This window comes from Rhodococcus sp. NPDC003383 (genome assembly GCF_053589115.1).
This window is the reverse complement of sequence record NZ_JBSFRG010000005.1, coordinates 18,737-45,652: the sequence shown is the minus strand read 5'-3', so window position 1 is coordinate 45,652 and position 26,916 is coordinate 18,737. Positions and strand designations below refer to the sequence as shown.

Here is a 26,916-nt window from a genome sequence, read left to right as displayed (position 1 = left end):
GCGGGAGCACCAGCTCCCGCCCCGGTGGCGCGCCGCCGGAAGCCGCTGTTCGCCTTCACCGGAACGGTCGGCCCACTCGGCGTCGGCGTCGCCACCCTGTGGCTGAGCATCATCGTCCTGCTGCCGCTCGCGGCACTGACCACCCACGCGTTCGCCGACGGGCTGTCCGGCTTCGTCGACGCTCTCACCGCCCCGGCCGCGCTGGCCACGCTGCGGATCACCGTCGTCGTGTCGGTGATCGTCGCGTTGATCAACGCGGTGATGGGAACCCTCATCGCCTGGGTGCTGGTGCGCGACGAGTTCCCGGGCAAGAAGGTCGTCAACGCGCTGATCGACCTGCCGTTCGCGCTGCCCACGATCGTCGCCAGCATCGTGCTGCTGTCGCTGTACGGGCCGATGAGCCCGATCGGCCTGCACCTGAACGCAACCCAGCCCGGTCTGATCATCGCGCTCGCGTTCGTGACGCTGCCGTTCGTGGTCCGGGCCGTGCAACCGGTGCTGCTCGAAACCGATCGGGAGGTCGAGGAGGCGGCGGCGTCGCTCGGTGCCGACAACTTCACCATCTTCCGTTCCGTCGTCCTGCCGACCCTCGGGCCCGCCATCCTCGGCGGTGCCGGTCTCGCATTCGCCCGCGCCATCGGCGAATACGGCTCGATCGTGCTCATCGGCGGCAACATCCCGTACAAGACGCAGATGGCGTCGCAGTACATCCAGCAGCAGATCGAGATCGACCGGCCGGTCAACGCCGCCGCCGTGTCGGTCGCTCTGCTGTTCATCGCGTTCGTCGCGCTGTTCGTGCTGCGGGTCGTCGCGAACCGCGGCCGGCGCCGAGAGGAGAACGACGCGTGAAACTCTCCGCGTTCACCCGGATCTCCCTGCGCACCGTCGCGCTGGGTTACCTCTTCTTCCTGTTGCTCGTGCCGATCGGCGTCATCCTGTACCGCACGTTCGAGAACGGCATCATGGCGTTCGTCGAGTCGATCAGCACGCCGGCCGCGATCTCGGCACTGAACCTGTCGCTGCTCATCGTCGCGATCGTGGTGCCGCTCAACGTCGTCTTCGGCATCGTCGTCGCGCTCGCGCTCGTGCGCGGCCGCTTCCCGGGTCGCGGTCTGCTGCAGTCGGTCGTGGACCTGCCGTTCGCGGTGTCACCGATCGTGGTCGGTGTCGCCCTGATCATGTTGTGGGGCGCCGGCGGCTGGTTCGGCGGCCTCGAGTCCCTCGGACTCAAGGTGATCTTCGGCCTGCCCGGCATGGTGATCGCCACGATCTTCGTGACGTTGCCGTTCGTGGTGCGGGAGGTCGAACCGGTCCTGCACGAGATCGGCGAGGAACAGGAACAGGCCGCCGCCACCCTCGGTGCGAACGCGTGGCAGACGTTCTGGCGGATCACGCTGCCGGCCATCCGCTGGGGCCTGACCTACGGCATCGTGCTCACCGTCGCCCGCGCACTCGGCGAATTCGGTGCGGTCATCATGGTGTCGTCCGGGTTCCCCGGTGTCTCCCAGACGTTGACGCTGCTGGTGCACGCCCGGTACATCGATGACCACAACACCTTCGGTGCCTACAGTGCCGCGACCCTGCTCATGGCCATCGCCGTGCTCGTGCTGCTGCTGATGACCCTGCTCGACCGCAAGAGGAGTGCCGACAAATGATCACCGTCACCGGGGCCCGCAAGAACTACGGGGATTTCGCGGCGCTCGACAACGTCGACATCGAGATTCCCTCCGGTTCGCTGACCGCGCTGCTCGGCCCGTCCGGCTCCGGCAAGTCGACGTTGCTGCGGTCGATCGCGGGTCTCGAGACCCTCGACTCCGGCACCGTGCACATCGCGGGCAAGGACGTCACCGACGTGACGCCGCAGAAGCGCGACATCGGGTTCGTGTTCCAGCACTACGCCGCGTTCAAGCACATGACCGTGCGGGAGAACGTCGCGTTCGGCCTGAAGATCCGCAAGCGCCCGAAGGCCGAGATCGACAAGAAGGTGGGGGAGCTGCTCGAAATCGTCGGGCTCGACGGATTCCAGCAGCGCTACCCGGCGCAGCTGTCCGGTGGTCAGCGTCAGCGTATGGCCCTGGCCCGCGCGCTCGCCGTCGACCCGCAGGTGCTGCTGCTCGACGAGCCGTTCGGCGCGCTGGACGCGAAGGTCCGCGCCGATCTGCGCACCTGGCTGCGCCGGCTGCACGACGAGGTGCACGTGACGACCGTGCTGGTCACCCACGACCAGGAGGAAGCGCTCGACATCGCCGACCGGATCGCGGTCCTCAACCGTGGCCGGATCGAGCAGGTCGGGACGCCCGAGGATCTCTACGATCGCCCCGACAACGACTTCGTGATGTCGTTCCTCGGCAGCGTCTCCAAGCTCAACGGGCAGCTGGTGCGGCCGCACGACATCCGGCTCGGTCGCACCCCGGAACTCGCCGAGGCTCGGAGCGAGGGCACCGCCGAGTCGCTGGGGATCACCCGCGCGACTGTCGAACGGGTCGTGCACCTCGGATTCGAGGTGCGGGTGGAGCTGCACAACGAAGCCACCGGCGAATCGTTCACCGCGCAGGTCACGCGCGGCGACGCGCAGGCCCTGGGGCTGCGTCCGGGGGAGACCGTCTACGCCCGCGCCACCCGGCCGCCCGCCCTCGACGAGGTCGTGGTGACCGGCGTCTGACGATCGCCGCCCGGTCCGGTCAGCTCTCCCGGGCGACCAGGACCGGGCACAGCGCGTGATGCAGCAGCGACTGGCTGGTGGATCCGAGCACCGCGGCGGTCATCGGGCTGCGGCCGTGGCTGCCGACGACGACCAGCTGCGACCGCGCGGAATGCTCGAGCAGCGCCTCCTCCGGCTTGCCGCGCTCGACGCTGTGCGTGACCTCCACGTCGGGGTAGCGGCTCCGCCATCCGGCGAGGCTCTCGGCCACCATCGCGGTCTGCTGTTTCACGTAGTCCTCCCAGTCGATGAACCGGGAACCCTCCCCGTAGGTGAGGGTGGACTGTTCGGTCCAGCTGTGGACGGCGACCAAGGGGGCACCGACGAACGCCGCGAACTCGAAGGCGTGCTCGATCGCCTTGACGCTGAGTTCACTGCCGTCGACCCCGACGGCCACGGGACGGCCGTTGACCGCCTCGGGGGGCGGTTCGCCGCGCCACGACACGACCGGGCACTTCGCGTGATTGGTCGTGTACACGACGTCGGAGCCGTGGAACATCGACTGCCACTCCGTGGTCGTCAGGTGACCGAGCACGATCATCCGGGCCGTTCCGGACTTCTCGACCAGCACCTTCTGCGGTGTGCCGTGTTCGATGTCGCGTTCGATCTCGACCCCACCCGGTCCGGCCCGCACCGCGGTCTCGGCGACGTCGAGGAGTCCTTCGGGGTCGCCGTAGTCGCCCCCGGATCCGTTCGGTTGCACATGGAGCAGGTGGAGAGGCTCGCCGAACCGTTGCGCGACGGAGGCTGCCCAGCGCGCGGCACCCAGCGCGCTGTCCGATCCGTCGATGCCCGCCACGATTCCGCGTCTGATCGATGCTGTGCTCATGGTGGTGACTCCTTGGACTCCCATCCAGTGTGAGCCAGATCCCACGATCTTGTCAGCATTCCGCACGCGAGGCGGATCAGTCTCCGACGGCGTGCTTTCCGCGTTGCACGATCTTCGGGTCGGGGTCGAACACCACCTGCCGGTCCTTGTCGTCGTAGTCGAACCTGTTCAGGAAGTGCCGCATCGCGTTGATGCGTGCGCGCTTCTTGTCGTTGGATTTGATCGTGGTCCACGGCGCGTGGTCGGTGTCCGTCCGTCGGAACATCTCCTCCTTCGCCTCGGTGTACTTCTCCCACTTGTCCAGTGACTCGAGGTCCATGTTCGACAGCTTCCAGCGGCGGACCGGATCGAGCTGGCGGATCGCGAACCGGGTGCGCTGCTCGTTGCGGGTCACCGAGAACCAGAACTTGGTCAGGGAGATCCCGGCGTCGATGATCAGCTGCTCGAACAGCGGCACGTGCGTCATGAAGTTCTCGTACTCGTCGTCGGTGCAGAAGCCCATCACCCGTTCCACACCGGCGCGGTTGTACCAGGACCGGTCGAACAAGACGAGCTCACCGGCCGTGGGGAAGTGGGCGATGTATCGCTGCAGGTACCACTGACCGCTCTCGCGTTCGGACGGTTTGCTCAGCGCGACCACCCGGGCGTGCCGCACGTTGATGTACTCCTGGAAGCGTTTGATCGTGCCGCCCTTGCCGGCGGCGTCACGGCCTTCGAACACGATGATGTGCTTGGAACCGTTCTCGAGCGACCAGGACTGGAACTTCAGGAGCTCGATCTGCAGCAGGTACTTCTCGACCTCGTAGGTCGCGCGGTCCATGCGGTGGTCGTACGGGTAGTTCTCCCGCCAGGTGTCGACGGCGCGGCCGTCGATGTCGATGAGATCGGGGTCTTCCCCGTGGTCGTCGCGCACGGAGAACCCCTCGGTGCGGAGCCGGTCGATGTAGTGGCGCAATTCGCTCTGCACGGGAGTCTCCTGGTCCTCGGTGCAACGGGGAACGGCATCCGTTGTAACCGTTGCAGATGAACCAGGGTAGAACGACACGCGGCCGCGCGGGCTCAGGCGCTGCGCAGTACCCGGGTGCGCTCGGTGTCCGCGAGTGCCTCGTGGTACCGGCGCTCGACGAGGAATCCGACGGCGTCGCCGGTGGCGAGGGGAGCGGCGAACCGGACGTCGGGGAAGGCGGACCGCGCGGCGTCGCAGGTGCGGTCCCACAGGAGACCGGGAGCGAGCAGCCACGGCGCGACGACGAGCCGGCGGGCACCGGCCTCGCGGAGTTCGGTGAGCGCGTCGACGACACCGGGGGCCGACGTCGCGAAGCATGCCCGCACGTGGGTCCAGGAGGTGCCGTCGAGCAGTCGTGGCGCGACGGCGGCGGTTGTCGCGTCGGCGCCGGGTCGCCGGGAACCGACCGCGCACATCGCGATTCCCACGGACGGGTCGAGGCGCGAGACGCCGGTCGCGGCCACGTGGTCCCGTGCCGCCGCGGTCAGCAGACGGTCGGCGCCGAGGACGTCGGTGCACACCACATCGAGACGGGGGTGCCGGACGCGGGCGTCGGCGAGGATACCGGGCAGATCCACGCGCGCGTGGAATGCGCTGCCCAGCAACAGCGGAACGACGACCACGCGCCGATGCCCCTCGGCGGCGACGGCGTCGAGGGCCTGCCGCACCGAGGGCGCGTTGAGATCCAGGAATGCCAGGCGCACGGACCAGCCGGGTCGTCGCGCCCGCAACGCCGCGAGCGCGGCAGCCATGGCCTGCGCGGAGCGCGGGTCACGGCTGCCGTGCGCGACGGCGATCACCGGGATCATGCCGGGACGGATTCCCCGAGCTCGATCTGAGCCAGACCGTTGCCCACCAGGCCGGCGGCGAGCGTGTTCCCACCCGCCGGATCGACGAGCAGGAAGCTGCCGGTGCGGCGGTTCACGGTGTAGTCGTCGGCCGGGATCGGCTCCGCGACGCGCACCGAGATGCGGGCGATCTCGTTGAGCTCCACCGTGTCCGGGTGGGGGATCGACGTCAGGTTCTGCTCGTCGAAACGCTCCTCGAGCGCGCCGACGATGGCCTGGGTCGTGCGGGTGCCGTGCTTGAGCAGCAGCCGGGCGCCGGGGCGCAGCGGCTTCTCGGCGAGCCAGCACACGGTCGCCTCGAACTCGCCGAGCGGCTCGGGTGCCTTCTCGGGAGACGCGATGAGGTCACCGCGGGAGATGTCGACGTCGTCGGCCAGGATCAATGTGACCGAGCGACCCGCGTGCGCGACGTCGAGTTCGCCGTCCGCGGTGTCGATGCGCTCGACGGTGGTGCGGATGCCCGAGGGCAGCACGACGACCTCGTCGCCGGGACGCACCGAACCGGACGCGATCTGCCCGGCGTAGCCGCGGTAGTCGGGGTACTCGGCGGTGCGGGGGCGGATCACGTACTGGACCGCGAAGCGCAGGCCGGACTCGTGACGGCCGTGCACGTCGGCGTCGACGGGGACGGACTCGAGGTGCTCGATGAGCGTCGGGCCGTCGTAGTACGGGGTGTTCTCCGAGCGGGTCGCGACGTTGTCGCCGTGCAGTGCGGAGACCGGGATCTCCTGCACGTCCTCGGGCGCCCAGCCCAGCGACGAGGTCAGCTCGTTGAACTCGGCGGAGATCTGCGCGAACACCGTCGCCGGATCCTCGACGAGGTCGATCTTGTTCACCGCGAGCACCAGCTTCGGCACACCGAGCAGCGCGAGGACAGCGGCGTGCTTGCGGGTCTGCGAGATCACACCCTTGCGGGCGTCGACGAGCAGCACCACGAGCTGCGCGGTGGACGCACCGGAGACGGTGTTGCGGGTGTACTGGACGTGGCCCGGGGTGTCCGCGAGCACGAAGCTGCGCTTCGGGGTCGCGAAGTACCGGTAGGCGACGTCGATGGTGATGCCCTGTTCGCGTTCGGCGCGCAGGCCGTCGACGAGCAGAGACAGGTCGGGGGTGTCGAGACCCTTGTCGACCGAAGCGCGGGTGACCGCGTCGATCTGGTCGGCCAGGACGGACTTGGTGTCGTACAGCAGGCGGCCCACCAGGGTGGACTTGCCGTCGTCGACGCTGCCCGCTGTTGCGAGTCGAAGCAGGTCGCTCATGATCAGAAATAGCCCTCTCGCTTGCGGTCTTCCATGGCCGCTTCGGAAACTCGGTCGTCACCGCGGGTCGCACCGCGCTCGGTCAGGCGGGACGCGGCGACCTCGGCGAGGATCTCCTCGTTGGTCGAGGCCTCGGACAGGATCGCGCCGGTGGTGGACCCGTCGCCGACGGTGCGGTACCGCACCGAACGGGTCTCGAGTTCCTCGCCCTCGGCGGGGCCGCCCCACACGCCGGGGGTCATCCACATGCCGTCGCGCCGGTACACCGGACGCTGGTGCGCGTAGTAGATGCTCGCGAGCTCGACGTCGTCGCGGGCGATGTACCGCCAGATGTCGAGTTCGGTGAAGTTGCTGAGCGGGAACACCCGGACGTGCTCGCCGGGAGCGTGCTTGCCGTTGTACAGGTTCCACAGCTCGGGACGCTGACGCTTCGGATCCCACTGCCCGAATGCGTTGCGCAGCGAGAAGATCCGCTCCTTGGCGCGGGCGCGTTCCTCGTCGCGGCGGCCGCCGCCGAACACCGCGTCGAAGCGGTTCTCGGAGATGGCGTCGAGCAGCGGAACGGTCTGCAGCGGGTTGCGGATGCCGTCGGGCCGCTCGGAGAGGCGGCCGTCGGCGAGGTAGTCCTCGACCTTCGCGACGTGCAGGCGCAGGTTGTACTTCTCGACGACGTGGTCGCGGAAGGCCAGAACCTCGGGCAGGTTGTGTCCCGTGTCGACGTGCAGCAGCGCGAACGGCAGCGGCGCGGGCCAGAAGGCCTTGAGCGCGAGGTGCAGCAGCACCGTCGAGTCCTTGCCGCCGGAGAACAGGATCACCGGACGTTCGAACTCGCCGGCGACCTCACGGAAGACGTGGATCGCCTCCGACTCGAGCGCGTCGAGAGTGTCGAACTTGTTGCCGTCCAACTTGATTCGGGATTCCGAAAGGTTCGTGTCGATGAGTGTCATGAGGAGTGCAACCCGCATTCGGTCTTGGCTCGGCCGGCCCACCGTCCGCTGCGCGGATCGGCTCCGGGAAGTGGTTTGACGGTGCAGGGGGCGCATCCGATGGACGGATAGCCCTCGTCGACCAGGGGATTGACGAGAATCCCGTGCTCGTCGATGTAGTTCTGCATGTCCTCGTCCGACCACGCGGCGATCGGGTTGATCTTCACCAACCCGAACGCCTCGTCGAACGAGACGAGCGGCGCGTTGGCCCGAGTCGGGGCCTCGACCCGGCGGATGCCGGTGACCCACGCGCGGTAACCCTTCAGGGTTTCCTTCAGCGGCACCACCTTCCGCAACCGGCAGCACTCGTTCGGATCACGCGCGAACAGATCCTTGCCGAGCAACTCGTCCTGCTCGGCCACCGAGTGCGCCGCCTTCGCCTCGACGAGATTCACCCCGTACACCTGGGTGACGGCGTCCCGGGTGCCGAGCGTCTCGGCGAAGTGGTACCCGGTGTCGAGGAACAGCACGTCCACGCCCGGCCGCACCTGCGCGGCGAGATGCACGAGCACCCCGTCCTGCATGTTCGACGCGACGACGTAGCCGCTGCGGTCGCCGCTCACTGCGGAACCGAAGGTCTCCTCGGTCCATTGCAGCAATTCCAGTGCCGAGGCGCCTTCGAGGCTCGCAGCCCCCTGCGCGGCGAGAATTCGAAGGTCCTCGGTGGTCTCTGTGGTGGTCATCGAAGGTCCGCCTCCTCTGCGCGCACGGCCCACTGAGCGAACCGCTCACCCTCGGACCGCTGTTTGACGAAGTTGCGCACCACTCGCTCGATGTAGTCGCCGAGCTCGGTGCTGTTCACCTTGTGCTGCCGCAGTTTCCGGCCGAAACCGCTGTCCAGGCCGAGGCTGCCGCCGAGATGCACCTGGTAGCCCTCGACCTGGTTGCCCTCGCCGTCGTCGACGAGCTGGCCCTTGAACCCGATGTCCGCGATCTGCGACCGGCCGCACGAATTCGGGCAGCCGTTGATGTTGATGGTGATCGGGACGTCGAGCTGCGCGTTGATGTCCGCGAGCCGCTCCTCGAGTTCCGGTGCGAGCACCTGGGAACGCTTGCGGGTCTCGACGAACGACAGCTTGCAGAACTCGATGCCGCTGCACGCCAGCAGATTCCGCCGCCACGCGGACGGACGGGCCTGCAGGCCGAGCGGTTCGAGCTCGGCGATGAGCTCGTCGACCTTGTCGTCGGGGACGTCGAGGACGATCAGCTTCTGGTACGGGGTGAAACGGATCCGGTCCGAACCGATCCGCTCGACCGCATCGGCGACCTTCGTCAGGATGGTGCCGGACACGCGGCCCGCGATGGGGGAGAACCCGACGGCGTTGAGGCCGTTGCGCAGCTTCTGCACGCCGACGTGATCGATGGGGCGGGCGGGCTGTTCCGGCGCAGGGCCGTCGATCAGCGGGCGCTTCAGGTACTCCGTCTCGAGAACTTCGCGGAACTTCTCGATGCCCCAGTCCTTGATGAGGAACTTCAGGCGGGCCTTGGACCGCAGCCGGCGGTAACCGTAGTCGCGGAACACCGCGACGACGCCTTCCCACACGTCCGGAACCTCGTCGAGCGGGATCCAGGCGCCGACCCGCTGCGCGAGCATCGGGTTCGTGGACAGACCGCCACCGACCCACAGGTCGAAGCCGGGACCGTGCTCGGGGTGCTCGACGCCGATGAACGCGACGTCGTTGATCTCGTGCACGACGTCCTGCTGTCCGGAGATCGCGGTCTTGAACTTGCGCGGCAGGTTCGAGTACTGCGGGTCGCCGATGTAGCGACGGACGATCTCGTCGATCGCCGGGGTGCCGTCGATGATCTCGTCGAGGGACTCACCGGCGAGCGGGGAACCGAGCACCACGCGCGGGCAGTCGCCGCACGCCTCGGTGGTCTTCAGGCCCACCGACTCGAGGCGCCGCCAGATCTCCGGGACGTTCTCGACCTCGATCCAGTGGTACTGGACGTTCTGCCGGTCGGACAGGTCGGCGGTGTCGCGGCCGAACTCGGTGGAGATGCCGCCGATGGTGCGCACCTGCTCGACGTTGAGCGCGCCGCCGTCGCAGCGCACCCGCATCATGAAGTACTTGGCCTCGAGCAGATCGATGTTCTCGTCACCGGTGTAGGTGCCGTCGTAGCCCTGCTCACGCTGGGTGTAGAGACCCCACCAGCGGAACCGGCCGCGCAGATCGGACTTGTCGATGCTGTCGAAACCCTGGTGCGCGTAGATCTCCTCGATCCGGCGGCGCACGTTGAGCGGATTGTCGTCCTTCTTGGTCTGCTCGTTGGCGTTGAGCGGCTCGCGGTAACCGAGAGCCCACTGGCCTTCGGCCCGGCGCTTGGCCGGGCGTGCCGCCCGCGGCCGTGCGGGAGCGGCGGGATCTCCGGCGGGGGAGACGTCGGTGGTCGACGACATGCAGGGACTCCTGGGATTTGGCGAGGGACCGGGTCGGGGACGTCGCTGTGGGCTGTACTTCGCGCAGACATGCCTCGACCCGGCAGGATCTGGGGGCTTGCCGGGGGTGGTGCCGGCCGGCGGCAGTAGGTGACTGACTACCGACAGTCGGCGCAGGAACAGACGGCACAAGGCTGACAGCAGGACGCGCAGACGCGCTTGAAGTCGACGTGGCGGCGAGCCACGAGTCGCACTCCGAGTCCGGTCATGGCGACCATTGTGCCATGTCACGGGGGCGAAGCCGAATCCTGGACGACATTTCCACCCAAATCGCGGGAAATACCGAGGTCACCGCACCGCGGCCGGTCGGCGGCCCGCCCGGCTCTGGAACACTGGAAGCCGTGAGCGAGACGAGAACGGGCAACGCAACCGCGACCGACGACGGATTCGAACTCCCGGCCGCGGCCCGCGCCGGAGTCGGCAGCAGGCCGTTCGGGGTGTACGTGCACGTGCCCTTCTGCGCGACCCGCTGCGGCTACTGCGACTTCAACACGTACACCGCGGGCGAGCTGGGGTCGTCGGCGTCCCCGCAGTCCTGGCTCGCGGGCCTGCGGCGTGAACTCGACATCGCCGCGGACATGCTCGGCGCACCCGCCGCGGACACCGTGTTCGTCGGTGGCGGCACCCCGTCGCTGCTCGGCGCGGACGGCCTCGCCGACGTGCTCGGCGCCGTCCGATCCAGCTTCGGGGTCGCCCCCGGCGCCGAGGTGACCACCGAATCCAACCCGGAATCGACCGGACCCGAGTTCTTCGCCCGGATTCGCGACGCCGGTTACACCCGCGTGTCGTTGGGCATGCAATCCGCCGCCTCGCACGTACTGGCCGTGCTCGACCGCACCCACACCCCGGGACGGCCCGTCGCGGCGGCTCGGGAGGCCCGCGCCGCCGGGTTCGAGCACGTCAACCTCGACCTCATCTACGGCACCCCCGGCGAACGCGACGAGGACCTCGACCGGTCCCTCGACGCCGTGCTCGAGGCCGGCGTCGACCATGTGTCCGCGTACGCGCTGATCGTCGAGGACGGCACCGCCCTCGCGCGGAAGGTGCGCCGCGGGGAACTGCCCGCACCCGACGACGACATCCTCGCGGCCCGCTACGAACGCATCGATTCGCGGCTCGAGGAAGCCGGGCTGACCTGGTACGAAGTGTCCAACTGGGCGCGAGCCGGCGACCCGTCCGCGCGGTGCGCGCACAATCTCGGGTACTGGGACGGCGGCGACTGGTGGGGCGCGGGCCCCGGCGCGCACAGCCACGTCGGTGGAGTGCGCTGGTGGAACGTCAAACATCCCGCCCGCTACGCCGACACCCTCGCCCAGGGACGGCTACCGGTCGGCGGCAGCGAGCAACTCACCGCCGACGACACCCACACCGAACTCGTCATGCTCACCGTCCGGCTGCGCACCGGCCTGCCGTGGGCGGCACTGGGCGCGTCGGAACGGGACGCCGCACGGACGGTCGTCGCGGACGGGCTCGCCGATCTGCGCGGCGATCACCTGGTGCTCACCGACCGGGGCCGGCTTCTCGCCGACGCGGTGGTCCGCTCGATCCTCGTCTAGCTGCCGTTTCGCCCGTCGGGCAGGCCGGTGTCGAGGTCGATCCAGCTCGCCTCGGTGCTCGGAACCCCCGTGCCGGGAACTCCCGAACCCGGGATCTCGGCACCCGGACCGAGCGAACCGCCCGGAGTCAGCGCGTCGTAGTCGAACACCCGCGCGTGCATGACGGTGCGGTTGCGCAGCGCCGACCGCACCGCGCGATGCAGGCCGTCCTCGAGATACAGGACGCCCTGCCACTGCACGGCATGCGGGAACAGATCGCCGTAGAAGGTGGAATCCTCCGACAGCAGCCGATCGAGTTCGAGGACCTTCGTGGTGGTGACGATCTCGTCGAGCCGAACCTGCCGAGGTGGGATCCGAGACCAGTCGCGCAGCGACAGGCCGTGATCGGGATACGGTTTGCCGTCCCGGACACCCTTGAAAATCATGAATCCACAGTACGACGGACCCACGGCACCGCCGCGGCCTCGGGACAGTCCCTCGGGACAGTGCGCAGCGGCGACTAGACTGGAACGACGAGGCACACTGCGCGCGGCGCCGCGTGCGGGTAGCGCGTGGGCCCGAACCGTGAAGTGTGGCGACAGATACGGAGGTGGGCGGGGATGTCGAGCACCGAGGAACGGCGATTCCAGGTGTTGCGCGCGATCGTTGCGGACTATGTCGCCACCAAGGAACCCATCGGGTCGAAGACGCTCGTCGAGCGGCACAACCTCGGCGTGTCCAGCGCGACCGTCCGCAACGACATGGCCGTACTCGAGGCGGAGGGATACATCACCCAGCCGCACACGAGCTCGGGACGCGTGCCCACCGACAAGGGCTACCGCCAGTTCGTCGATCGGATCGCCGATGTCAAACCGCTCTCGACCGCCGAACGCCGCGCGATCCTCCAGTTCCTCGAATCCGGTGTCGATCTCGACGACGTGCTGCGCCGCGGGGTGCGGTTGCTCGCACAGCTGACCCGGCAGGTCGCGGTCGTGCAGTACCCGACGCTGTCGGCATCGTCGGTGCGTCACCTCGAGGTCGTCGCACTGACCCCGGCCCGGCTGCTGCTGGTGCTCATCACCGATTCGGGCCGGGTCGATCAGCGCATCGTCGAACTCGGCGATGTCGTCGACGACGAGGACCTGTCCCGACTGCGCGAGCTGCTCGGCTCGGCGCTGTGCGGCAAGCGGCTCGCCGCGGCGTCGATCGCCGTGTCGGAACTGGCCGAGGAGGCCCCCGACGATCTGCGCGACGCGGTGATCCGCTGCGCGACGGTCCTCGTCGAGACGCTCGTCGAGCATCCCGAGGAGCGACTGGTGCTCGGCGGCACCGCCAACCTGACCCGCAACGCCGCCGACTTCGACGGTCACGCGGGGGTGCCCGGGTCGCTGCGTGCCGTCCTCGAGGCCCTCGAGGAGCAGGTCGTGGTGCTCAAGCTGCTCGCGGCCAGCCAGGACGCGGGTCGGGTGACCGTCCGGATCGGCGAGGAGACGCAGGTCGCGGAGATGCGTGGGACGTCGGTGGTGTCCACCGGCTACGGCGCCGCCGGTACCGTATTCGGCGGCCTCGGTGTGCTGGGCCCCACTCGGATGGACTATCCGGGAACCATCGCGTCGGTTGCGGCCGTTGCGAGATACATCGGTGAGGTGCTCGGCGAACGCTGAGCACCGTTCATGTGTGTAGAGAAGTAAGGACGAGAACCTAACGTGGCACGGGACTACTACGCGACGCTCGGCGTGTCGAAGAACGCGACCGACCAGGAGATCAAGCGCGCGTACCGCAAGCTGGCGCGTGAGCATCACCCGGATGTGAACCCGGACGAGTCGGCGCAGAAGCGCTTCCAGGAGATCTCCGCGGCCTACGAGGTGCTGTCGGATCCGGAGAAGCGGCGCATCGTCGACCTCGGCGGCGATCCGCTGGCGTCCGGAGGCGGCGGTGCGGGCGGCTTCGCCGGCGCCGGGTTCGGTGGTCTCGGCGACGTATTCGAGGCGTTCTTCGGTGGCGGCGCGGGCGGCGGCGCGCGCGGGCCTCGCGGTCGCGTGCAGCCCGGTGCCGATTCGCTGCTGCGTACGCGCCTGACGCTCGAGGAATGCGCGACCGGTGTCACCAAGACCATCACCGTCGACACCGCGATCCTGTGCGACGGCTGCGCCGGATCGGGCACCAACGGCGATTCGAAGCCGGTCGTCTGCGCGACCTGTGGCGGCGCCGGCGAGGTCCAGTCCGTGCAGCGTTCGTTCCTCGGCCAGGTCATGACGTCCCGTCCGTGCCCGACCTGCCGCGGTGCAGGCGAGACCATCCCGGACCCGTGCCGCAAGTGCGGCGGCGACGGCCGCGTGCGGTCGCGCCGCGACATCACCGTCAAGGTGCCCGCCGGTGTCGGCAACGGCATGCGCATCCGCCTCGCCGCGCAGGGTGAGGTCGGTCCCGGCGGCGGCCCCGCCGGCGACCTGTACGTCGAGGTGATCGAGCAGCAGCACGACGTGTTCGTCCGCGACGGCGACGATCTGCACTGCACGATCCGGGTGCCGATGATCGACGCGGCGCTGGGCACCACCGTCACCGTCGACACGATCCTCGACGGCCCCACCGAGATCACGGTGGACGCCGGCACACAGCCCGGCTCGGTCGCGGTGCTGCGCGGACACGGCATGCCGAAGCTGCGGTCGGGCACCCGCGGCGATCTGCACGCCCACCTCGAGGTCGTCGTGCCGACCAAGCTGGACCACAAGACGACCAAGCTGCTCGAGGACCTGCGTCGCCACAACGAACGCGACCGCGCCGAGGTCGTGTCCAACAGCTCGCAGCACTCCGGGGGCCTGTTCTCCCGGCTGCGCGACGCGTTCAGCGCCCGTTAGGCGACGGCGGTGGCCGCGACCCTGTTCTATCTGGACCCCCTGCCCGGCACCGGTGAGGTCGCCGTGCTCGACGGCAAGGAAGGCCGGCACGCGGCGACGGTCCGGCGCATCGCGGTCGGGGAGCGGCTCGTGCTCTCCGACGGTCGCGGCGGTGTCGCCGACGTCGAGGTGAGTGCCGTGGCGAAGGACCGGCTCGAGGCGACCGTCCTGGATCGCCGGGAGCTGGCCGCACCGTCCCCGTCGGTCACCGTCGTGCAGGCGCTGCCCAAGTCGGAGCGGTCGGAGCTGGCCGTCGAACTCGCCACCGAAGCGGGCGCGGACGCGTTCGTGCCGTGGCAGGCCGCGCGGTGCGTCGCGCGCTGGGACGGCCCCAAGGCCGACAAGGGTGTGGCCCGCTGGCAGGCCGTCGCGGTCGCGGCGGCCAAGCAGTCCCGCCGGGCACACATTCCGCCCGTCGCGCCGGTCACCCGCACCGCCGGAGTCGTGGCGCTCGTCCGCGAGACGGTCGCGCGCGGCGGAGTCGTCGCGGTGCTGCACGAGTCGGCGACCGCACCGTTCGCGTCGCTGCCGCTCGCGGACGCGTCCGAGCTGGTGCTCGTCGTCGGGCCCGAAGGAGGTCTCGACGACAGCGAGGTCGCGACGTTGACGGAGGCGGGGGCGACGCCCGTGCTGCTCGGCCCGACGGTGCTGCGCACGTCCACGGCCGCCGCGGTGGCGCTCGGAGCGATCGGAGTGCTGTCCGGTCGCTGGGGCGCACGCCCGCTCGACTAGCGTTTCGGCCATGTCGCGGACCCGCATCGCCTACGGCTCGGAACCCCAGCAGTTCGGTCATCTCTACCTCCCGGACGGTGCGGCCGGGAACGGGCCGGTGCCGGTCGTGATGGTGATCCACGGCGGGTACTGGAACGGCAACTACCACCTCAACCTGGGCACGCCACTCGCGACGGAACTGGCCCGGCGCGGCGTCGCCGCGTGGAACATCGAATACCGCCGTCTCGGCGCGGGCGGACGGTGGCCGGAGATGTCCGCCGATGTCGTCGCTGCGCTCGACGCGACCGCGACGCTCGTGGCGGACCACGCCCGCGCCGCGGGCATCGAACTCGACCCGACGCAGGTGCGGGTCGTCGGGCACTCGGCCGGCGGCCAGCTCGCGGTGTGGCTCGCGGGTGAGGACACGACGGTGCGGCCGTCGCTGGTGGTCGGTCAGGCCGCGGCTCTGGACCTGGCGTCGGCGGGGGAGCGGGGGCGGCGCGTCGACTATCTCGAGGACCTGTTCGGCGAGCCGTTCGAGGACAACCCGCACGTGTATCGGTCGGCGTCGCCGCGGCATCGCGTGCCGATCGGCCGGCCGATCGTGCTGGTCCACGGATCCGAGGACGAGCAGGTGCCCGCGAAGGTCGCGGCGCGTTACGCCGACGCTGCCCGCGAGGCCGGTGACGAAGTGGCCCTGCACGTCGTCGACGGGGAGGACCACTTCGCGTTCCTGAACAAGGACAGCGTCTGCTGGAAGCTGTCGCTGGACCTACTGCTCGATCAGGCCTGACCGGTCCCGACGGGCACCCGCCCGGGCAGGATCACCGTGACGACGACGGTGCCGACCGCCAGCGCGATGCCCCCGACCAGCGCGGCGTCGACGATCGCGTGGGCGAACGCCGCGCTCGACGCATCGAGCAACGGCTGCGCGTAGGACTTCGCGAACGGATTCGCGGCCAGTTCCTCCGCGACGATCGCGGCACCACCGACCGAATCACCGGCCGCCTCGAGCGCGAGTGCCGCCTTGTCGGCCAGGTCGCCGGTGAGGTTGTTCAGCGGCAGACCGGACAGGAATCCGGCGATCTCGTCGTGGTACGACGTCGCGAGCACCGACCCGAGCAGCGCGATGCCGACGGATCCACCGAACTCGACGGCGGTGTCGTTGAGGCCGCCGGCCGCGCCCAGATCGGTGTCGGGGAATCCGCCCATGATCAGGTCGGTCGCGGGCGGGGTCGCCAGGCCGATGCCGAGACCGACGAGCAGCAGCGACGCCAGGAAGATGCCGTAGCCGGAGGTCGGTTCGAGCGCGGCGAGCAGCAACACTCCGGCGGAGGTCGCGACCATTCCGCATGCCACGAGGATGCGGGCACCGAACCGCGGAACGAGGCGACCGCCCAGCGCGGCGCCGACCGACACCGACCCCGCGAGCGGCAGCAGACGCAGGCCCGTCTCGAGCGGTCCGTAGCCGAGCACGAACTGGAACTGCTGGGCGACGAAGTAGATGAGCCCGAAGGTCGCGAAGAACAGCAGCAGCACCGAGATGCACGCGCCGCCGACCGCGCGGTCGGCGACCCGCCGCAGGTTCAGCAGCGGCTGCGGGTGCCGCAACTCCCACGCGACGAATGCGACCGCCGCGACGACCGACGTCCCGAGCGCCCCGAGTGCGGAGAGGCTCCAGCCGAAGTGGAAGCCGTCGATGATCGCGTAGACGACGCCACCGACGGCGACCACGGACAGGGCGCCGCCGATCCAGTCGACGCGGGTGAGGCCGTCGGCCTTCGAGGCCGGAACCAGCGCGAGGGATGCGACCGCGGCGAACGCGGCGATGGGAACGTTGATCAGGAACGTCGATCCCCACGAATGGCTCTCGAGGAGCCACCCGGCCAGCAGCGGCCCGAGTGCGATGGCGAGACCGGACGTCGCGGCCCATGCGGCGATCGCGCGTGCCCGCTCGGAAGCCGGGAACATGGCCACCAGCAGCGACAGGGTCGCGGGCATGATCACGGCAGCGCCGGTGCCCATGACGATGCGCGCGACGATCACCGCGGTCGCGCTGTCGGCGAGGCTGCCTGCGATCGCGCCGGCCGCGAAGATCGCCAGGCCGGCCAGGAGCGCGGCCCGGCGGCCGTAGCGGTCGCCGAGCACGCCGCACAGCAGCATCAGCGCCGCGTAGGGGACGGTGTAGCCGTCGATGATCCACTGCATGTCGGCGCTGGTGAGGGCGAGTTCGCGGAGCATGCTCGGCGCCGCGACGATGAGCGCGGTGTTGGCCATGACGACGATCAGCAGGCTCAGGCACAGCACCGCCAACCCGGCCCAGCGGCGTGGATAAGGCGGTGCGGGTGTGGACGCCGCGTGACCGGTGACTGTCGTCATGGACCTCTCCTCCGGGTGATCTCGAACACCAATTGCACAACTGTGTGCAACCTAGATTTCTGCACACGGGTGTGCAACTAAACTTGATCGAGGTCACAGATGTTCGGTGGAAGAGGTGTGCAACGTGCAGGAACCCGTCGCGCGACAGGCGAATTCGCACACGCCACCGGCACGGACCCGGACGAACGCCAACCGGCGCCGCATCCTCGACGCGGCGATGGAGTCCTTCGCAGCCGATCCCGACGCGAGTATGGACGACGTCGCCCGTGCCGCCGGCGTCGTCCGGCGCACGGTCTACGCGCACTTCCCGAACCGCGATGCCCTCGTCGACGGCATCGCCGCCGACGCCGCCGCGGAACTGGCCGCCGCGGTCGACCTCGCCGAACCCGAGGATCCCGACGTGGCGCTGGCGGTCGGTGCGCTCCGGACCTGGCCGGTCGGGGACCGGTACCGGTTGCTGCTGTCCTTCGCCCGCAAGGAAGTGGGCGAACAATGTATCGCCGACCTCGTCGCGCCGCTGCGCACCCGCACGCTCGACATCGTCGAACGCGGACGCGCCGCGGGGATTTTCTCCGACTATCTGCCGTCGGTGGTGCTGGTCGGGATGATGGAAGGCCTCACGATGGCGACCCTCGAACAGGCAAATCTGGGCCTGGTCCGCGACTCGGGCGAGAGCATCGCGCTGGGTGTGCTGGTGCTGGCCGGGGTTTCCCCGGAACGCACCGCCCGGGTCGTCGAACAGGCCCGCCGGTGGCTGCACGAGCATGCCCCCGACCAGGCCCGGGGGTAATGCGGTGAATGTCGGTACTGCCCAGGGCTAGACTGGCACGATCACGACGACCGTCGTGTGGGAGCCGAACGGAAAGCAGGCCGTACCGTCCACGTGAGTGAATCAGACGACATCCGCGACTCCGCGGAACCTGAACGGACCATCGTCCGATCCAGTCTCGACCTGCCGCCGGAAGCGGCGGCTCCGCTGCTCGGGGCGGCCGACGAGAATCTCGTCGCGCTCGAGCGCGTGCTCGATGCGGACATCCACGTGCGCGGCAATTCGGTCACCCTCACCGGGACTCCCGCCGAGGTCGCCCTCGCGGAACGGGTCCTCGGCGAACTCGTCACGATCGTCGGCCGTGGCCAGCCCCTGACCCCCGACGCCGTGCGCCGCACCGTGGGCATGCTCACCCAGGGGCTGTCCGAATCGCCGGCCGACGTGCTGAGCCTGGACATCCTGTCGCGGCGCGGCAAGACGATCCGGCCCAAGACGCTCAATCAGAAGCGCTACGTCGACGCGATCGATGCCAACACCATCGTCTTCGGCGTCGGCCCCGCCGGTACCGGCAAGACCTATCTCGCGATGGCGAAGGCCGTGCAGGCCTTGCAGACCAAGCAAGTCACCCGCATCATCCTGACCCGCCCGGCCGTCGAGGCCGGCGAACGTCTCGGATTCCTGCCGGGCACCCTGCACGAGAAGATCGATCCTTACCTCCGTCCGCTGCACGACGCGCTGCACGACATGATGGATCCGGAGGCGATCCCGAAGCTCATGCAGGCCGGCGTCATCGAGGTCGCGCCGCTGGCGTATATGCGTGGCCGGGCGCAGCCGTTGTCCACCAAGGTCCTCACGCCCGAGGGGTTCCGTCCGATCGGCGACGTGAAGGTCGGCGACGAGGTGATCGGTTCGGACGGTCGGCCGACCGAAGTGCTCGGCGTCTACCCGCAGGGATTCAAGGACATCGTGCGGGTGACCACCCAGGACGGGGCGTCCACCCTCTGCTCGACCGATCACCTGTGGTCGGTCTACACCCGTGCCGACCGGAGGCGCGGCAAGGGGCCGCGGGTGCTCGAGGCCAAGGAGATGATCGGCAATCTCCGTGCCGCGCACTACCACCGCTACGAGATTCCGATGCTCGCCGCGCCGGTCGAGTTCGCTCCCGTGCCGGTGCCGCTGGATCCGTACGCGCTGGGCCTGATGCTCGGGGACTGCTGCATGGCCGGCGTGGCTACGCCGAGCTTCACCACTGCCGACCCGGAGCTGGTCGAGGCAGTCTGGGGCACGAAGTCGCCGACCAAGTTCGTGCCGAAGGAGTACCTGCACAATTCGGCCGACGTGCGCCTCGCCGTCTTACAGGGTCTTCTCGACTCCGATGGTGGACCGGTCATTCAGACCGGTCGGACGTGCCGAGTGCAGTACGCGACTGTGTCGGATCAACTGCGCGACGACGTCCTCTTCCTCGTGCAGTCGTTGGGCGGCGTCGCATACAGCCGCACCCGGCCTGCCGAAGGTCGGAAGCCCGGAAACGCCCGCGGTCGCGACGTCGAGTACCGGCACGACGCGCACATCGTCGACATCCGTCTGCCCGAAGGATGCGTGCCGTTCCGGCTCCGAAGGAAAGCAGAGAAGTACGCGGAGAACAGCCCCAAGACACCTCGGCGGTACATCGAGAGCATCGAATCCGCCGGTACCGAGGAGGCGGTCTGCATCAGGGTCGCCGCTGCCGACTCGCTGTACGTCACAGAGGATTTCCTACTGACGCACAACACCCTGAACGACGCCTTCATCATCCTCGACGAGGCCCAGAACACCACCGCCGAGCAGATGAAGATGTTCCTGACCCGCCTCGGCTTCGGCTCGAAAATCGTTGTCACCGGCGACATCACCCAGGTCGACCTGCCCGGTGGTGCTCGTTCGGGCCTGCGCGCCGCCACCGAGATCCTCGACGACATCGACGGAATCCACTTCGCGACGCTCGACAGCAGCGATGTGGTGCGACACAAGCTCGTGTCCGACATCGTCGACGCCTACGGCCGCTACGAAGCCCAGCGTTCCGGCGAGGTCGCCCTCGGCAACCGGGCACAGCGGCGCGCCACGCAGCACCGGGTGCAGCGCCGATGAGCCACCCCCACTTCCGAATCCCGTCAGCAGTGCAGAAGGAACGACACCGATGAGCATCGAGATCTCCAACGAATCCGGGATGGACGTCGTCGAGGAGAACCTGCTCGACGTCGCCCGCTTCGTGATCGCGCGGATGGACGTGCACCCCGCGGCGGAGCTGTCGATGGTGCTCGTCGACTCCGATGCCATGGCCGATCTGCACATGCGGTGGATGGACCTGCCGGGTCCCACCGACGTGATGTCGTTCCCGATGGACGAACTCGAACCGGGCGGTCGCCCGGACGCACCCGAACCGGGTCCGTCGATGCTCGGTGACATCGTGCTGTGCCCGTCGTTCGCGGCGGATCAGGCCGCCAAGGCCGGGCATTCCCTCGACCACGAACTCGCCCTGCTCACCGTGCACGGCATGCTGCACCTGCTCGGCTACGACCACGCCGAACCCGAGGAGGAGAAGGAGATGTTCGGTCTCCAGAACCAGCTCCTCGAGGAGTGGTACGAGGAACTGCGCCGCGCCGAACACGAGGCCCGGCTCGCCGCCCGCGACCAGCAGCTGCTCGGCAAGGTCGGTCTGTCCGACAATCCCGAGCAGTAGCGGGGCCGTCGTGGGAGCAAACGCATGAGCGCCCTCGCACTCGTGGCGATCGCGGTCGTCCTGGTGCCGCTCGGCGGGCTGTTCGCCGCCGTCGATTCCGCGCTGAACACCGTCTCCGCCGCGCGCGTCGACGAACTCGCCAAGGACGAACGGCCGGGAGCACAGCGGCTGAGGCAGATCCTCGAGGATCGCCCCCGCTACGTCAATCTCATGGTCCTGCTTCGGATCCTGTGCGAGATCACCGCGACGGTGGTGCTCGCCGGGGCACTGCTCGAGGTCCTGGACCGCACGTGGGCGCTGGTCGTGAGCGCCACGGTCATGGTGCTCGTCGACTACGTCGTCATCGGGGTCGGGCCGCGCACGCTCGGCCGCCAGCACGCCTATCCGATCGCACTGGCCGCGACGATCCCGCTGCGGTTCCTCGGCGTGCTGTTCGGCCCGATCGGCCGGCTGCTCATCCTCATCGGCAATGCCCTCACCCCGGGCCGCGGCTTCCGGAACGGCCCGTTCGCCAACGAGATCGAACTGCGCGAACTCGTCGACCTGGCGCAGGAACGCGGCGTCGTCGCCGACGACGAACGCCGCATGATCCAGTCGGTGTTCGATCTCGGCGACACCACCGCCCGCGAAGTGATGGTGCCGCGCCCGGAGATGGTGTGGATCGAGGAGGACAAGACGGCGGGGCAGGCGACTTCGCTCGCCGTGCGCAGCGGTCACTCCCGCATCCCGGTCATCGGCGAGAACGTCGACGACATCCGTGGCGTCGTCTACCTCAAGGACCTCGTCCAGCAGACCTACTACTCGCGCGACGGCGGACGCAGCGTCAAGGTCGCCGACGTGATGCGGCCTGCGGTCTTCGTCCCGGATTCGAAACGGCTCGACGACCTGCTCGCGGAGATGCAGCGCGACCGCAACCACATGGCGGTGCTCGTCGACGAATACGGCGGCATCGCGGGACTGGTCACCATCGAGGACGTCATCGAGGAGATCGTCGGGGAGATCGCCGACGAATACGACGCCGACGAGACCCCCGATGTCGAGGACCTCGGCGACGGCACCTACCGGGTGTCCGCGCGTCTGCCCGTCGAGGACCTCGGTGAACTGTTCGACATCGAAATCGACGATGACGAGGTCGACACCGTCGGTGGTCTCCTGGGCTTCGAACTCGGCCGGGTGCCGCTGCCGGGTTCGGAGGTCACCACCCGCGGGCTGATCCTGCGTGGCGAAGGCGGTCCGAACGCGCGCGGTCGGGTGCGGATCAACACCGTGCACGTCCAGCGCGCCCCGGCCGACGAGCCCGAGCCCGAAACCGCCGAGGAATCCGAACGATGACCCACACCCAGGAGCTTGCATGACCGACACCGACTTCCGTTCCGGCTTCGTGTGTTTCGTGGGCCGTCCGAACACCGGCAAGTCCACGCTCACCAACGCTCTGGTCGGCAGCAAGATCGCCATCACCTCGTCGCGGCCGCAGACCACCCGGCACACCATCCGCGGGATCGTGCACCGCGACCACGCACAGCTGATCCTCGTCGACACTCCGGGTCTGCACCGGCCTCGTACGCTACTCGGGCAGCGGCTCAACGACCTTGTGCGCGATACCTATTCGGAGGTCGACGCGATCTGCCTGTGCATTCCCGCCGACGAGAAGATCGGCCCCGGTGACCGGTGGATCCTCGATCAGGTGCGCAACGTCGCGCCGCGCACGACGCTCATCGGCGTCGTCACCAAGATCGACAAGGTCGGTAAGGAACAGGTCGCCGCGCAGTTGCTGGCGGTGTCGAAGCTGCTCGGTCCCGACGCCGACGTCGTGCCGGTGTCGGCGGCGTCCGGGGAACAGGTCGAGGTGCTCGTCGACGTGCTCGCCTCGCACATGGAACCCGGCCCGGCCTTCTATCCGGACGGCGAGCTCACCGACGAGCCCGAGGAAACCCTCATGGCCGAGCTCATCCGCGAGGCCGCGCTCGAGGGCCTCGGCGACGAACTTCCGCACTCGCTGGCCGTCGTCATCGAAGAGGTGGTCGAGCGTGAAGGCCGCACCGAGAAGCAGGGCGAGATGCTCGACGTGCACGCCCTGCTGTACGTGGAGCGGCCGAGCCAGAAGGGCATCGTCATCGGCAAGGGCGGCGCGCGACTGCGCGAGGTCGGTACCGCGGCCCGTAAGCAGATCGAGAAGCTTCTCGGCGTGAAGATCTATCTCGACCTGCACGTGAAGGTCGCCAAGGACTGGCAGCGCGACCCCAAGCAGCTCGGGCGGCTCGGCTTCTGACACGCCCGGTCCGGCTCCGCCCCGCCCCGCTCGAACCCCGAGAAGGTACGGTCGTTCGGGTGCGTCACTAAATTTGACGCATCCGAGAGAACACCGATCAGTGACCGAAGTCGCTTCACGGGGGAAGAGACCATGGGCAGGAAATCGGGAACCGAGCTCGCGGCGCGTGACGCCGTGTATGTCTACGGGGACCGCGCGAACCGGGGAGACACTCCCAGCGTCATGACGCATTTCTACGTCTTCGACACACGGCAGGGGAGTACGCCGATCGCGACCCACGCCGAGGCCGTCGACTGGATCCTCGAGCGCACCCACCGGACCCCCGCGCTGCGCAGGCGCCTGCAGCGGGTGCCGTGGGACCTCGGCTATCCGTACTGGGTCGAGGCCGCCGTCGACCCGGATCACCACATCGACTTCCGCCGGATCGGGCACACGACCCGCCCCCACCTGCACCGGCTGTTCGCCTCGCTCGCGGAACAGCCCCTCGACTTCGGCCGCCCCCTCTGGAAACTCCACGTGCTGTCCGACGTGCGGGGCGTCGGCGCCCTCCCGGACCACGCGACCGTCGTCGTGCTGCGGGTCCACCACTCGATAGCCGACGGAAAGGGCGCGGTGCAGATCGCGCGCGCCCTGTTCGACGACCCGGCTGCGGAACCATCCCGGGGCGGCACCCCGGTCCCGGTTCCCGGCCCGGTCGCGGCGGTCCGGAAACTGCCCGGCGACTACGTGCGCTACGCGGGGGCGGTTCGCCGGTGGATGAGGGGCCGACGGTCGCTCCGTGCGCTGGTCGCCTCCGGTGAGATCGCCCAGCCCAGGACCCCACGCCCGCGCACCCGGTTCAACGTCGTGGACGACAGCACCCGCCTGTTCGGCCGGGTCCGGTTCGAGCTGCGGGACGTCCGGGCCCTCGGGCATGCCACCGGGACGACCGTCAACGACGTGATACTGGCGGTGGTCTCGGACGCGGTGGGCACCTACCTCGCGGAGCGGGGTGAGACGCCGGCGGCCTCGCTGGCCGCCCATGTTCCGATCTCGGTCGGGGCCAGGTCCGGTCTGGTGGCCGAGAACAAGATCAGCGATCTGCACGTCGATCTGCACACCGACCGGACCGATCCGCTGACGCGGCTGCATCTGATCCACGAGTCGGTGGCCCGCGAGAAGGACCGGGTGTGGCGACCGGAGTGGATCGCCGTCGAATCGTCACTCGACGCGGTGCCGTCCCTGTGCATGCGGTACTCGCTGTGGCGGGCCGTGCGCAAGGCGGTCGTGTCGACCTGCGGCCGTGCCGGGGCGACGAACACAGGCCTGTCGAACGTGCCACGCGGCTCCGCCGACGCCCTGCGGTTCGGGGACAGTCCCGCCGTGGGCGGATTCAGCGTGCCCTGCCTCAACCGGCTCGTCGGCCTGATGCACTCGGTCGTGACGCTCGGTGACGCACTCGACCTGACCTTCTCGACGAAGCAGGCGGTGATGCCGGACCCCGAGGCGTACGAGCATCTGCTGGAGGGCGCCTTCGACCGCCTGTGGTCGGCCGTTCCCGCGACCGCGTCGGCGTTGTAGCGGTCTACGACTGCGGGTGAGCCCCGCCGGTGAGGACGGCGCCCTGCAGCAGCAACAACACCGACGTCGACAGGTCGCTGCCACCGCCGGTCGACAAGCGCCGCAACTGAAGTCCGGCGACGGTCGCGACCAGGGTCGGCGCGACCGCCGCGGGATCCGGCAGCCCGAGTTCGGTGAGGATCGCGACCGTCAGCTCGTCGTACGCCGCCCAGCAGCGGTCCGCGGCGGCGCGGAGTTCGGGGTCGCGGCCGGCCTGGACGTACAACTCGAACGGCGCGATCCGCTCGGCGGAGAACGCGAGGTCCTCGGCGACGCGTTCGGCGAGTCCGGCGGCCTCGGCGAGCGAAACACCTTGATTGCGATGGGATTCGGCGATCTCGCGCAGCCGGGTCGTCTCCTCGGCGACGAACGTCTCGAGCGCCGCCCGCAGCAGGTCGGGCTGGCTCGGGAAGTGGTAGGTGATCGAGCCGAGCGAGACGTTCGCGTGCGCGGCGATGCGCCGGTTGGTGACTCCGGCGACGCCGTCGGTTCCGATCAGATGCAGGGTCGAGGCGACGATGCGGTCGCGGACGGACGTGGACACCGTCACCACCAGCGTTCCGGGATCGCCTCGTGCCAGCGCAGCGACGACTCCAATTGGGCGGCAAGGGAAATCAGCAGCGGTTCGGAGTTCGCGGGACCGAGCAGCTGGGCGCCGATGGGCAGGCCCGCGTCGGTGAAACCGGCCGGCACGTTGATCCCCGGCCAGCCGAGCACGTTCCACGGCCACGCGTAGGGGCATGCGGCGGTGATGACCTTGTCGGTCTGCCAGCCGCCGATGTCGTCGATCGCTTCGATCGGGAGCGGGGGCATCGCCGTGGTGGGGGCCAGGACCACGTCGAACCCGTCGAAGATCGCGCCGACCCGCCGTCGCAACCGCGGTTCGTAGGCGCGTGCCGCGCGCAGCGGTGCACCGCCGAGCAGGCGTCCGGTGCGGGCGTTGGCACGGGTGCGGACGTCGGCGAGGGACGGGTCGGGAAGCCGGTGCAGCCAGTCGTCGAGACCGGCCATCGAGCGGGGCAGGAAGTTCAGGCCGAACGTGATGCCGTAGTCGGGGTCGGCGACGGTGACCTCGTGGCCGAGGTCGCGGAGGGCCCGGGCGATCGAATCGACGCCGACGCGGACCTCGGGGGTGAGGTGGGTGCGTGTCGCGGTGAACGGGGTGCGCAGCGCCAGCGCGATGCGCAGACGTCCGGGGTCCCGGTCGACGGCGTCGGTGACGGTGACCGGATCGACGTGGTGGCGGTCGCCGGGGTGGTTGCCGGACACCGCGTCGAACAGCAGGGCGGCGTCGACGACGGTGCGCGCGAGGACGCCGTGGGTGGTCAGCCCGTTGAACGCCTCGGGGTCGGGCCACATCGAGATCCGCCCGCGTTGCGGTTTGATGCCGACCAGGTGGCTCCACGCGGCGGGGATGCGGACGGAACCGGCGCCGTCGGAGCCGAGGGCGGCCGAGACGAGCCCGGCGGCCACCGCGGCGGCGCTGCCTCCGGAGGACCCGCCCGGCGTGTGCTCGCGCGACCACGGGTTGCGGGTGTGCCCGAACGCGATGCCGCCGGTGAGCGGCCACTGGCCCAGTTCGGGCGAGTGGGTCTTGCCGACGATGACGGCCCCGGCTTCGCGCAGGCGTCGTACGACCTCGGCGTCGTAGTCCTGGGGCGGGAATTCGCCGGCGCAGCCGAAGGCCGTGGGTTCGCCGGCGATGTCGGTGTCGTCCTTGACCGCGATCGGCACTCCGAGCAGCGGGTGACGGTCGCCGCACGCACGTCGGCGGTCGGCCTCGGCGGCCTCGGCGAGCGCGGCTTCGCGTCGGACCACCCGGAACGCGTTGAGCGTGCCCTGCGTGGCCTCGATCCGCTCGAGCGCGGCCCGGGTCAGTTGCACCGACGTGACGGTGCCGTCCGCGAGCGCGGCGGCTTCGGCGGCGAGTCCGGCCGCGCGGGTGTCTTCCCTGGAAGTGGTCATCGAACGC

At 69.4% G+C, this 26,916-nt stretch carries 24 protein-coding genes and 1 pseudogene; 14 read left to right on the top strand and 11 right to left on the bottom strand.

The window, feature by feature from the left end:
- The first annotated feature begins 24 nt into the window (after positions 1–24).
- The 3 genes from cysT to ACWDTS_RS06370 are packed head-to-tail and all read left to right on the top strand — an operon-like array spanning position 25 to position 2,662.
- The gene (gene cysT / locus ACWDTS_RS06380; protein WP_248673372.1) at positions 25–849 is read left to right on the top strand and encodes a sulfate ABC transporter permease subunit CysT; all 825 of its coding nucleotides are present in this window, start codon (positions 25–27) and stop codon (positions 847–849) included.
- Positions 846–1,655 (top strand): sulfate ABC transporter permease subunit CysW, encoded by an 810-nt coding sequence (gene cysW, locus ACWDTS_RS06375; RefSeq protein WP_248673312.1) that lies wholly within the window; start codon positions 846–848, stop codon positions 1,653–1,655. Before cysT ends, cysW begins: the two co-directional genes overlap by 4 nt.
- The gene (locus ACWDTS_RS06370; RefSeq protein WP_197252175.1) at positions 1,652–2,662 is read left to right on the top strand and encodes a sulfate/molybdate ABC transporter ATP-binding protein; all 1,011 of its coding nucleotides are present in this window, start codon (positions 1,652–1,654) and stop codon (positions 2,660–2,662) included. The genes cysW and ACWDTS_RS06370 overlap by 4 nt, the downstream gene beginning before the upstream one ends.
- Before the next feature lie 19 nt (positions 2,663–2,681).
- Here ACWDTS_RS06370 and ACWDTS_RS06365 read toward each other — a convergent pair whose 3' ends face one another.
- The 7 genes from ACWDTS_RS06365 to ACWDTS_RS06335 all read right to left on the bottom strand — a co-directional run bounded on the left by ACWDTS_RS06365 (position 2,682) and on the right by ACWDTS_RS06335 (position 10,030).
- Positions 2,682–3,530, bottom strand: a complete 849-nt coding sequence (locus tag ACWDTS_RS06365; RefSeq protein ID WP_450117827.1) for a universal stress protein — start codon at positions 3,528–3,530, stop codon at positions 2,682–2,684.
- A 76-nt stretch (positions 3,531–3,606) separates the two neighbouring features.
- Positions 3,607–4,497: a polyphosphate kinase 2 gene (ppk2, locus tag ACWDTS_RS06360; RefSeq protein ID WP_450108054.1), complete on the bottom strand. Its 891-nt coding sequence runs from the start codon at positions 4,495–4,497 to the stop codon at positions 3,607–3,609.
- Positions 4,498–4,589: 92 nt separating this feature from the next.
- Positions 4,590–5,345 (bottom strand): sirohydrochlorin chelatase, encoded by a 756-nt coding sequence (locus ACWDTS_RS06355; protein WP_450117826.1) that lies wholly within the window; start codon positions 5,343–5,345, stop codon positions 4,590–4,592.
- On the bottom strand, positions 5,342–6,643 hold the full coding sequence (locus ACWDTS_RS06350) for a sulfate adenylyltransferase subunit 1 (RefSeq protein ID WP_450108056.1): 1,302 nt from the start codon (positions 6,641–6,643) through the stop codon (positions 5,342–5,344). Before ACWDTS_RS06350 ends, ACWDTS_RS06355 begins: the two co-directional genes overlap by 4 nt.
- Positions 6,644–6,645: 2 nt before the next feature.
- Positions 6,646–7,590, bottom strand: a complete 945-nt coding sequence (cysD, locus tag ACWDTS_RS06345) for a sulfate adenylyltransferase subunit CysD (protein ID WP_450117825.1) — start codon at positions 7,588–7,590, stop codon at positions 6,646–6,648.
- Positions 7,587–8,312: a phosphoadenylyl-sulfate reductase gene (locus ACWDTS_RS06340; protein ID WP_197252169.1), complete on the bottom strand. Its 726-nt coding sequence runs from the start codon at positions 8,310–8,312 to the stop codon at positions 7,587–7,589. Before ACWDTS_RS06340 ends, cysD begins: the two co-directional genes overlap by 4 nt.
- Positions 8,309–10,030 (bottom strand): nitrite/sulfite reductase, encoded by a 1,722-nt coding sequence (locus tag ACWDTS_RS06335; RefSeq protein ID WP_197252168.1) that lies wholly within the window; start codon positions 10,028–10,030, stop codon positions 8,309–8,311. Before ACWDTS_RS06335 ends, ACWDTS_RS06340 begins: the two co-directional genes overlap by 4 nt.
- A 371-nt stretch (positions 10,031–10,401) precedes the next feature.
- Between ACWDTS_RS06335 and hemW the strand changes: the two genes are divergently transcribed.
- Positions 10,402–11,625: a radical SAM family heme chaperone HemW gene (gene hemW / locus ACWDTS_RS06330; RefSeq protein ID WP_450108147.1), complete on the top strand. Its 1,224-nt coding sequence runs from the start codon at positions 10,402–10,404 to the stop codon at positions 11,623–11,625.
- Positions 11,626–11,744: 119 nt separating this feature from the next.
- Here hemW and ACWDTS_RS06325 read toward each other — a convergent pair.
- A pseudogene (locus tag ACWDTS_RS06325) lies at positions 11,745–12,050 on the bottom strand (type II toxin-antitoxin system VapB family antitoxin); the annotation flags it as partial.
- A 174-nt stretch (positions 12,051–12,224) separates the two neighbouring features.
- Between ACWDTS_RS06325 and hrcA the strand changes: the two are divergent.
- The 4 genes from hrcA to ACWDTS_RS06305 are packed head-to-tail and all read left to right on the top strand — an operon-like array spanning position 12,225 to position 16,005.
- Entirely contained in the window at positions 12,225–13,268 is a 1,044-nt protein-coding gene (gene hrcA, locus ACWDTS_RS06320) for a heat-inducible transcriptional repressor HrcA (RefSeq protein ID WP_450117824.1), read from the top strand.
- Positions 13,269–13,310: 42 nt separating this feature from the next.
- Entirely contained in the window at positions 13,311–14,462 is a 1,152-nt protein-coding gene (gene dnaJ / locus ACWDTS_RS06315) for a molecular chaperone DnaJ (RefSeq protein WP_450108057.1), read from the top strand.
- A gap of 9 nt (positions 14,463–14,471) precedes the next feature.
- On the top strand, positions 14,472–15,233 hold the full coding sequence (locus ACWDTS_RS06310) for a 16S rRNA (uracil(1498)-N(3))-methyltransferase (RefSeq protein ID WP_450117823.1): 762 nt from the start codon (positions 14,472–14,474) through the stop codon (positions 15,231–15,233).
- A 10-nt stretch (positions 15,234–15,243) separates the two neighbouring features.
- Entirely contained in the window at positions 15,244–16,005 is a 762-nt protein-coding gene (locus tag ACWDTS_RS06305) for an alpha/beta hydrolase family protein (RefSeq protein WP_450117822.1), read from the top strand.
- Here the strand turns inward: ACWDTS_RS06305 and ACWDTS_RS06300 are convergent.
- Positions 15,996–17,591: an MFS transporter gene (locus tag ACWDTS_RS06300; RefSeq protein ID WP_450117821.1), complete on the bottom strand. Its 1,596-nt coding sequence runs from the start codon at positions 17,589–17,591 to the stop codon at positions 15,996–15,998. The two genes, ACWDTS_RS06305 and ACWDTS_RS06300, sit on opposite strands and share 10 nt — an antisense overlap.
- A gap of 124 nt (positions 17,592–17,715) precedes the next feature.
- On the opposite strand from ACWDTS_RS06300, the gene ACWDTS_RS06295 reads away from it, so the two are divergent.
- The 6 genes from ACWDTS_RS06295 (at position 17,716) to ACWDTS_RS06270 (ending at position 24,905) form a co-directional block, all read left to right on the top strand.
- Complete coding sequence (locus ACWDTS_RS06295) at positions 17,716–18,381, top strand: TetR/AcrR family transcriptional regulator (RefSeq protein ID WP_450117820.1); 666 nt, start codon at positions 17,716–17,718, stop codon at positions 18,379–18,381.
- 93 nt (positions 18,382–18,474) lie between these two features.
- Positions 18,475–20,484 carry a PhoH family protein gene (locus ACWDTS_RS06290; protein ID WP_450117819.1) on the top strand — a complete coding sequence of 670 codons (2,010 nt, stop codon included), beginning with the start codon at positions 18,475–18,477 and terminating at the stop codon, positions 20,482–20,484.
- A 49-nt stretch (positions 20,485–20,533) separates the two neighbouring features.
- Positions 20,534–21,076, top strand: coding sequence for an rRNA maturation RNase YbeY (gene ybeY, locus ACWDTS_RS06285; protein ID WP_248673304.1), 543 nt, complete (start codon positions 20,534–20,536; stop codon positions 21,074–21,076).
- 24 nt (positions 21,077–21,100) lie between these two features.
- Complete coding sequence (locus tag ACWDTS_RS06280; protein WP_450108062.1) at positions 21,101–22,408, top strand: hemolysin family protein; 1,308 nt, start codon at positions 21,101–21,103, stop codon at positions 22,406–22,408.
- Positions 22,409–22,427: 19 nt separating this feature from the next.
- Positions 22,428–23,345: a GTPase Era gene (gene era, locus ACWDTS_RS06275; protein ID WP_450117818.1), complete on the top strand. Its 918-nt coding sequence runs from the start codon at positions 22,428–22,430 to the stop codon at positions 23,343–23,345.
- A 132-nt stretch (positions 23,346–23,477) separates the two neighbouring features.
- The gene (locus ACWDTS_RS06270; protein WP_450117817.1) at positions 23,478–24,905 is read left to right on the top strand and encodes a wax ester/triacylglycerol synthase domain-containing protein; all 1,428 of its coding nucleotides are present in this window, start codon (positions 23,478–23,480) and stop codon (positions 24,903–24,905) included.
- A 4-nt stretch (positions 24,906–24,909) separates the two neighbouring features.
- Here the strand turns inward: ACWDTS_RS06270 and ACWDTS_RS06265 are convergent, their stop codons facing one another.
- Both ACWDTS_RS06265 and ACWDTS_RS06260 read right to left on the bottom strand, forming a co-directional pair.
- Positions 24,910–25,488, bottom strand: coding sequence for a TetR/AcrR family transcriptional regulator (locus tag ACWDTS_RS06265; RefSeq protein WP_450108064.1), 579 nt, complete (start codon positions 25,486–25,488; stop codon positions 24,910–24,912).
- A gap of 2 nt (positions 25,489–25,490) precedes the next feature.
- Positions 25,491–26,909: an amidase gene (locus ACWDTS_RS06260; RefSeq protein ID WP_450117816.1), complete on the bottom strand. Its 1,419-nt coding sequence runs from the start codon at positions 26,907–26,909 to the stop codon at positions 25,491–25,493.
- Positions 26,910–26,916 lie beyond the last annotated feature (7 nt).

What these genes read in the sequence shown, in the direction of transcription:
- ACWDTS_RS06370 (WP_197252175.1), top strand. Translation starts at nt 1,652, where the DNA reads ATGATCACCGTCACCGGGGCCCGCAAGAACTACGGGGATTTCGCGGCG.
- ACWDTS_RS06365 (WP_450117827.1), bottom strand. Translation starts at nt 3,530, where the DNA reads ATGAGCACAGCATCGATCAGACGCGGAATCGTGGCGGGCATCGACGGA.
- ACWDTS_RS06355 (WP_450117826.1), bottom strand. Translation starts at nt 5,345, where the DNA reads ATGATCCCGGTGATCGCCGTCGCGCACGGCAGCCGTGACCCGCGCTCC.
- ACWDTS_RS06350 (WP_450108056.1), bottom strand. Translation starts at nt 6,643, where the DNA reads ATGAGCGACCTGCTTCGACTCGCAACAGCGGGCAGCGTCGACGACGGC.
- cysD (WP_450117825.1), bottom strand. Translation starts at nt 7,590, where the DNA reads ATGACACTCATCGACACGAACCTTTCGGAATCCCGAATCAAGTTGGAC.
- ACWDTS_RS06340 (WP_197252169.1), bottom strand. Translation starts at nt 8,312, where the DNA reads ATGACCACCACAGAGACCACCGAGGACCTTCGAATTCTCGCCGCGCAG.
- ACWDTS_RS06335 (WP_197252168.1), bottom strand. Translation starts at nt 10,030, where the DNA reads ATGTCGTCGACCACCGACGTCTCCCCCGCCGGAGATCCCGCCGCTCCC.
- hrcA (WP_450117824.1), top strand. Translation starts at nt 12,225, where the DNA reads ATGTCGAGCACCGAGGAACGGCGATTCCAGGTGTTGCGCGCGATCGTT.
- ACWDTS_RS06305 (WP_450117822.1), top strand. Translation starts at nt 15,244, where the DNA reads ATGTCGCGGACCCGCATCGCCTACGGCTCGGAACCCCAGCAGTTCGGT.
- ACWDTS_RS06300 (WP_450117821.1), bottom strand. Translation starts at nt 17,591, where the DNA reads ATGACGACAGTCACCGGTCACGCGGCGTCCACACCCGCACCGCCTTAT.
- ybeY (WP_248673304.1), top strand. Translation starts at nt 20,534, where the DNA reads ATGAGCATCGAGATCTCCAACGAATCCGGGATGGACGTCGTCGAGGAG.
- ACWDTS_RS06280 (WP_450108062.1), top strand. Translation starts at nt 21,101, where the DNA reads ATGAGCGCCCTCGCACTCGTGGCGATCGCGGTCGTCCTGGTGCCGCTC.
- era (WP_450117818.1), top strand. Translation starts at nt 22,428, where the DNA reads ATGACCGACACCGACTTCCGTTCCGGCTTCGTGTGTTTCGTGGGCCGT.
- ACWDTS_RS06270 (WP_450117817.1), top strand. Translation starts at nt 23,478, where the DNA reads ATGGGCAGGAAATCGGGAACCGAGCTCGCGGCGCGTGACGCCGTGTAT.
- ACWDTS_RS06260 (WP_450117816.1), bottom strand. Translation starts at nt 26,909, where the DNA reads ATGACCACTTCCAGGGAAGACACCCGCGCGGCCGGACTCGCCGCCGAA.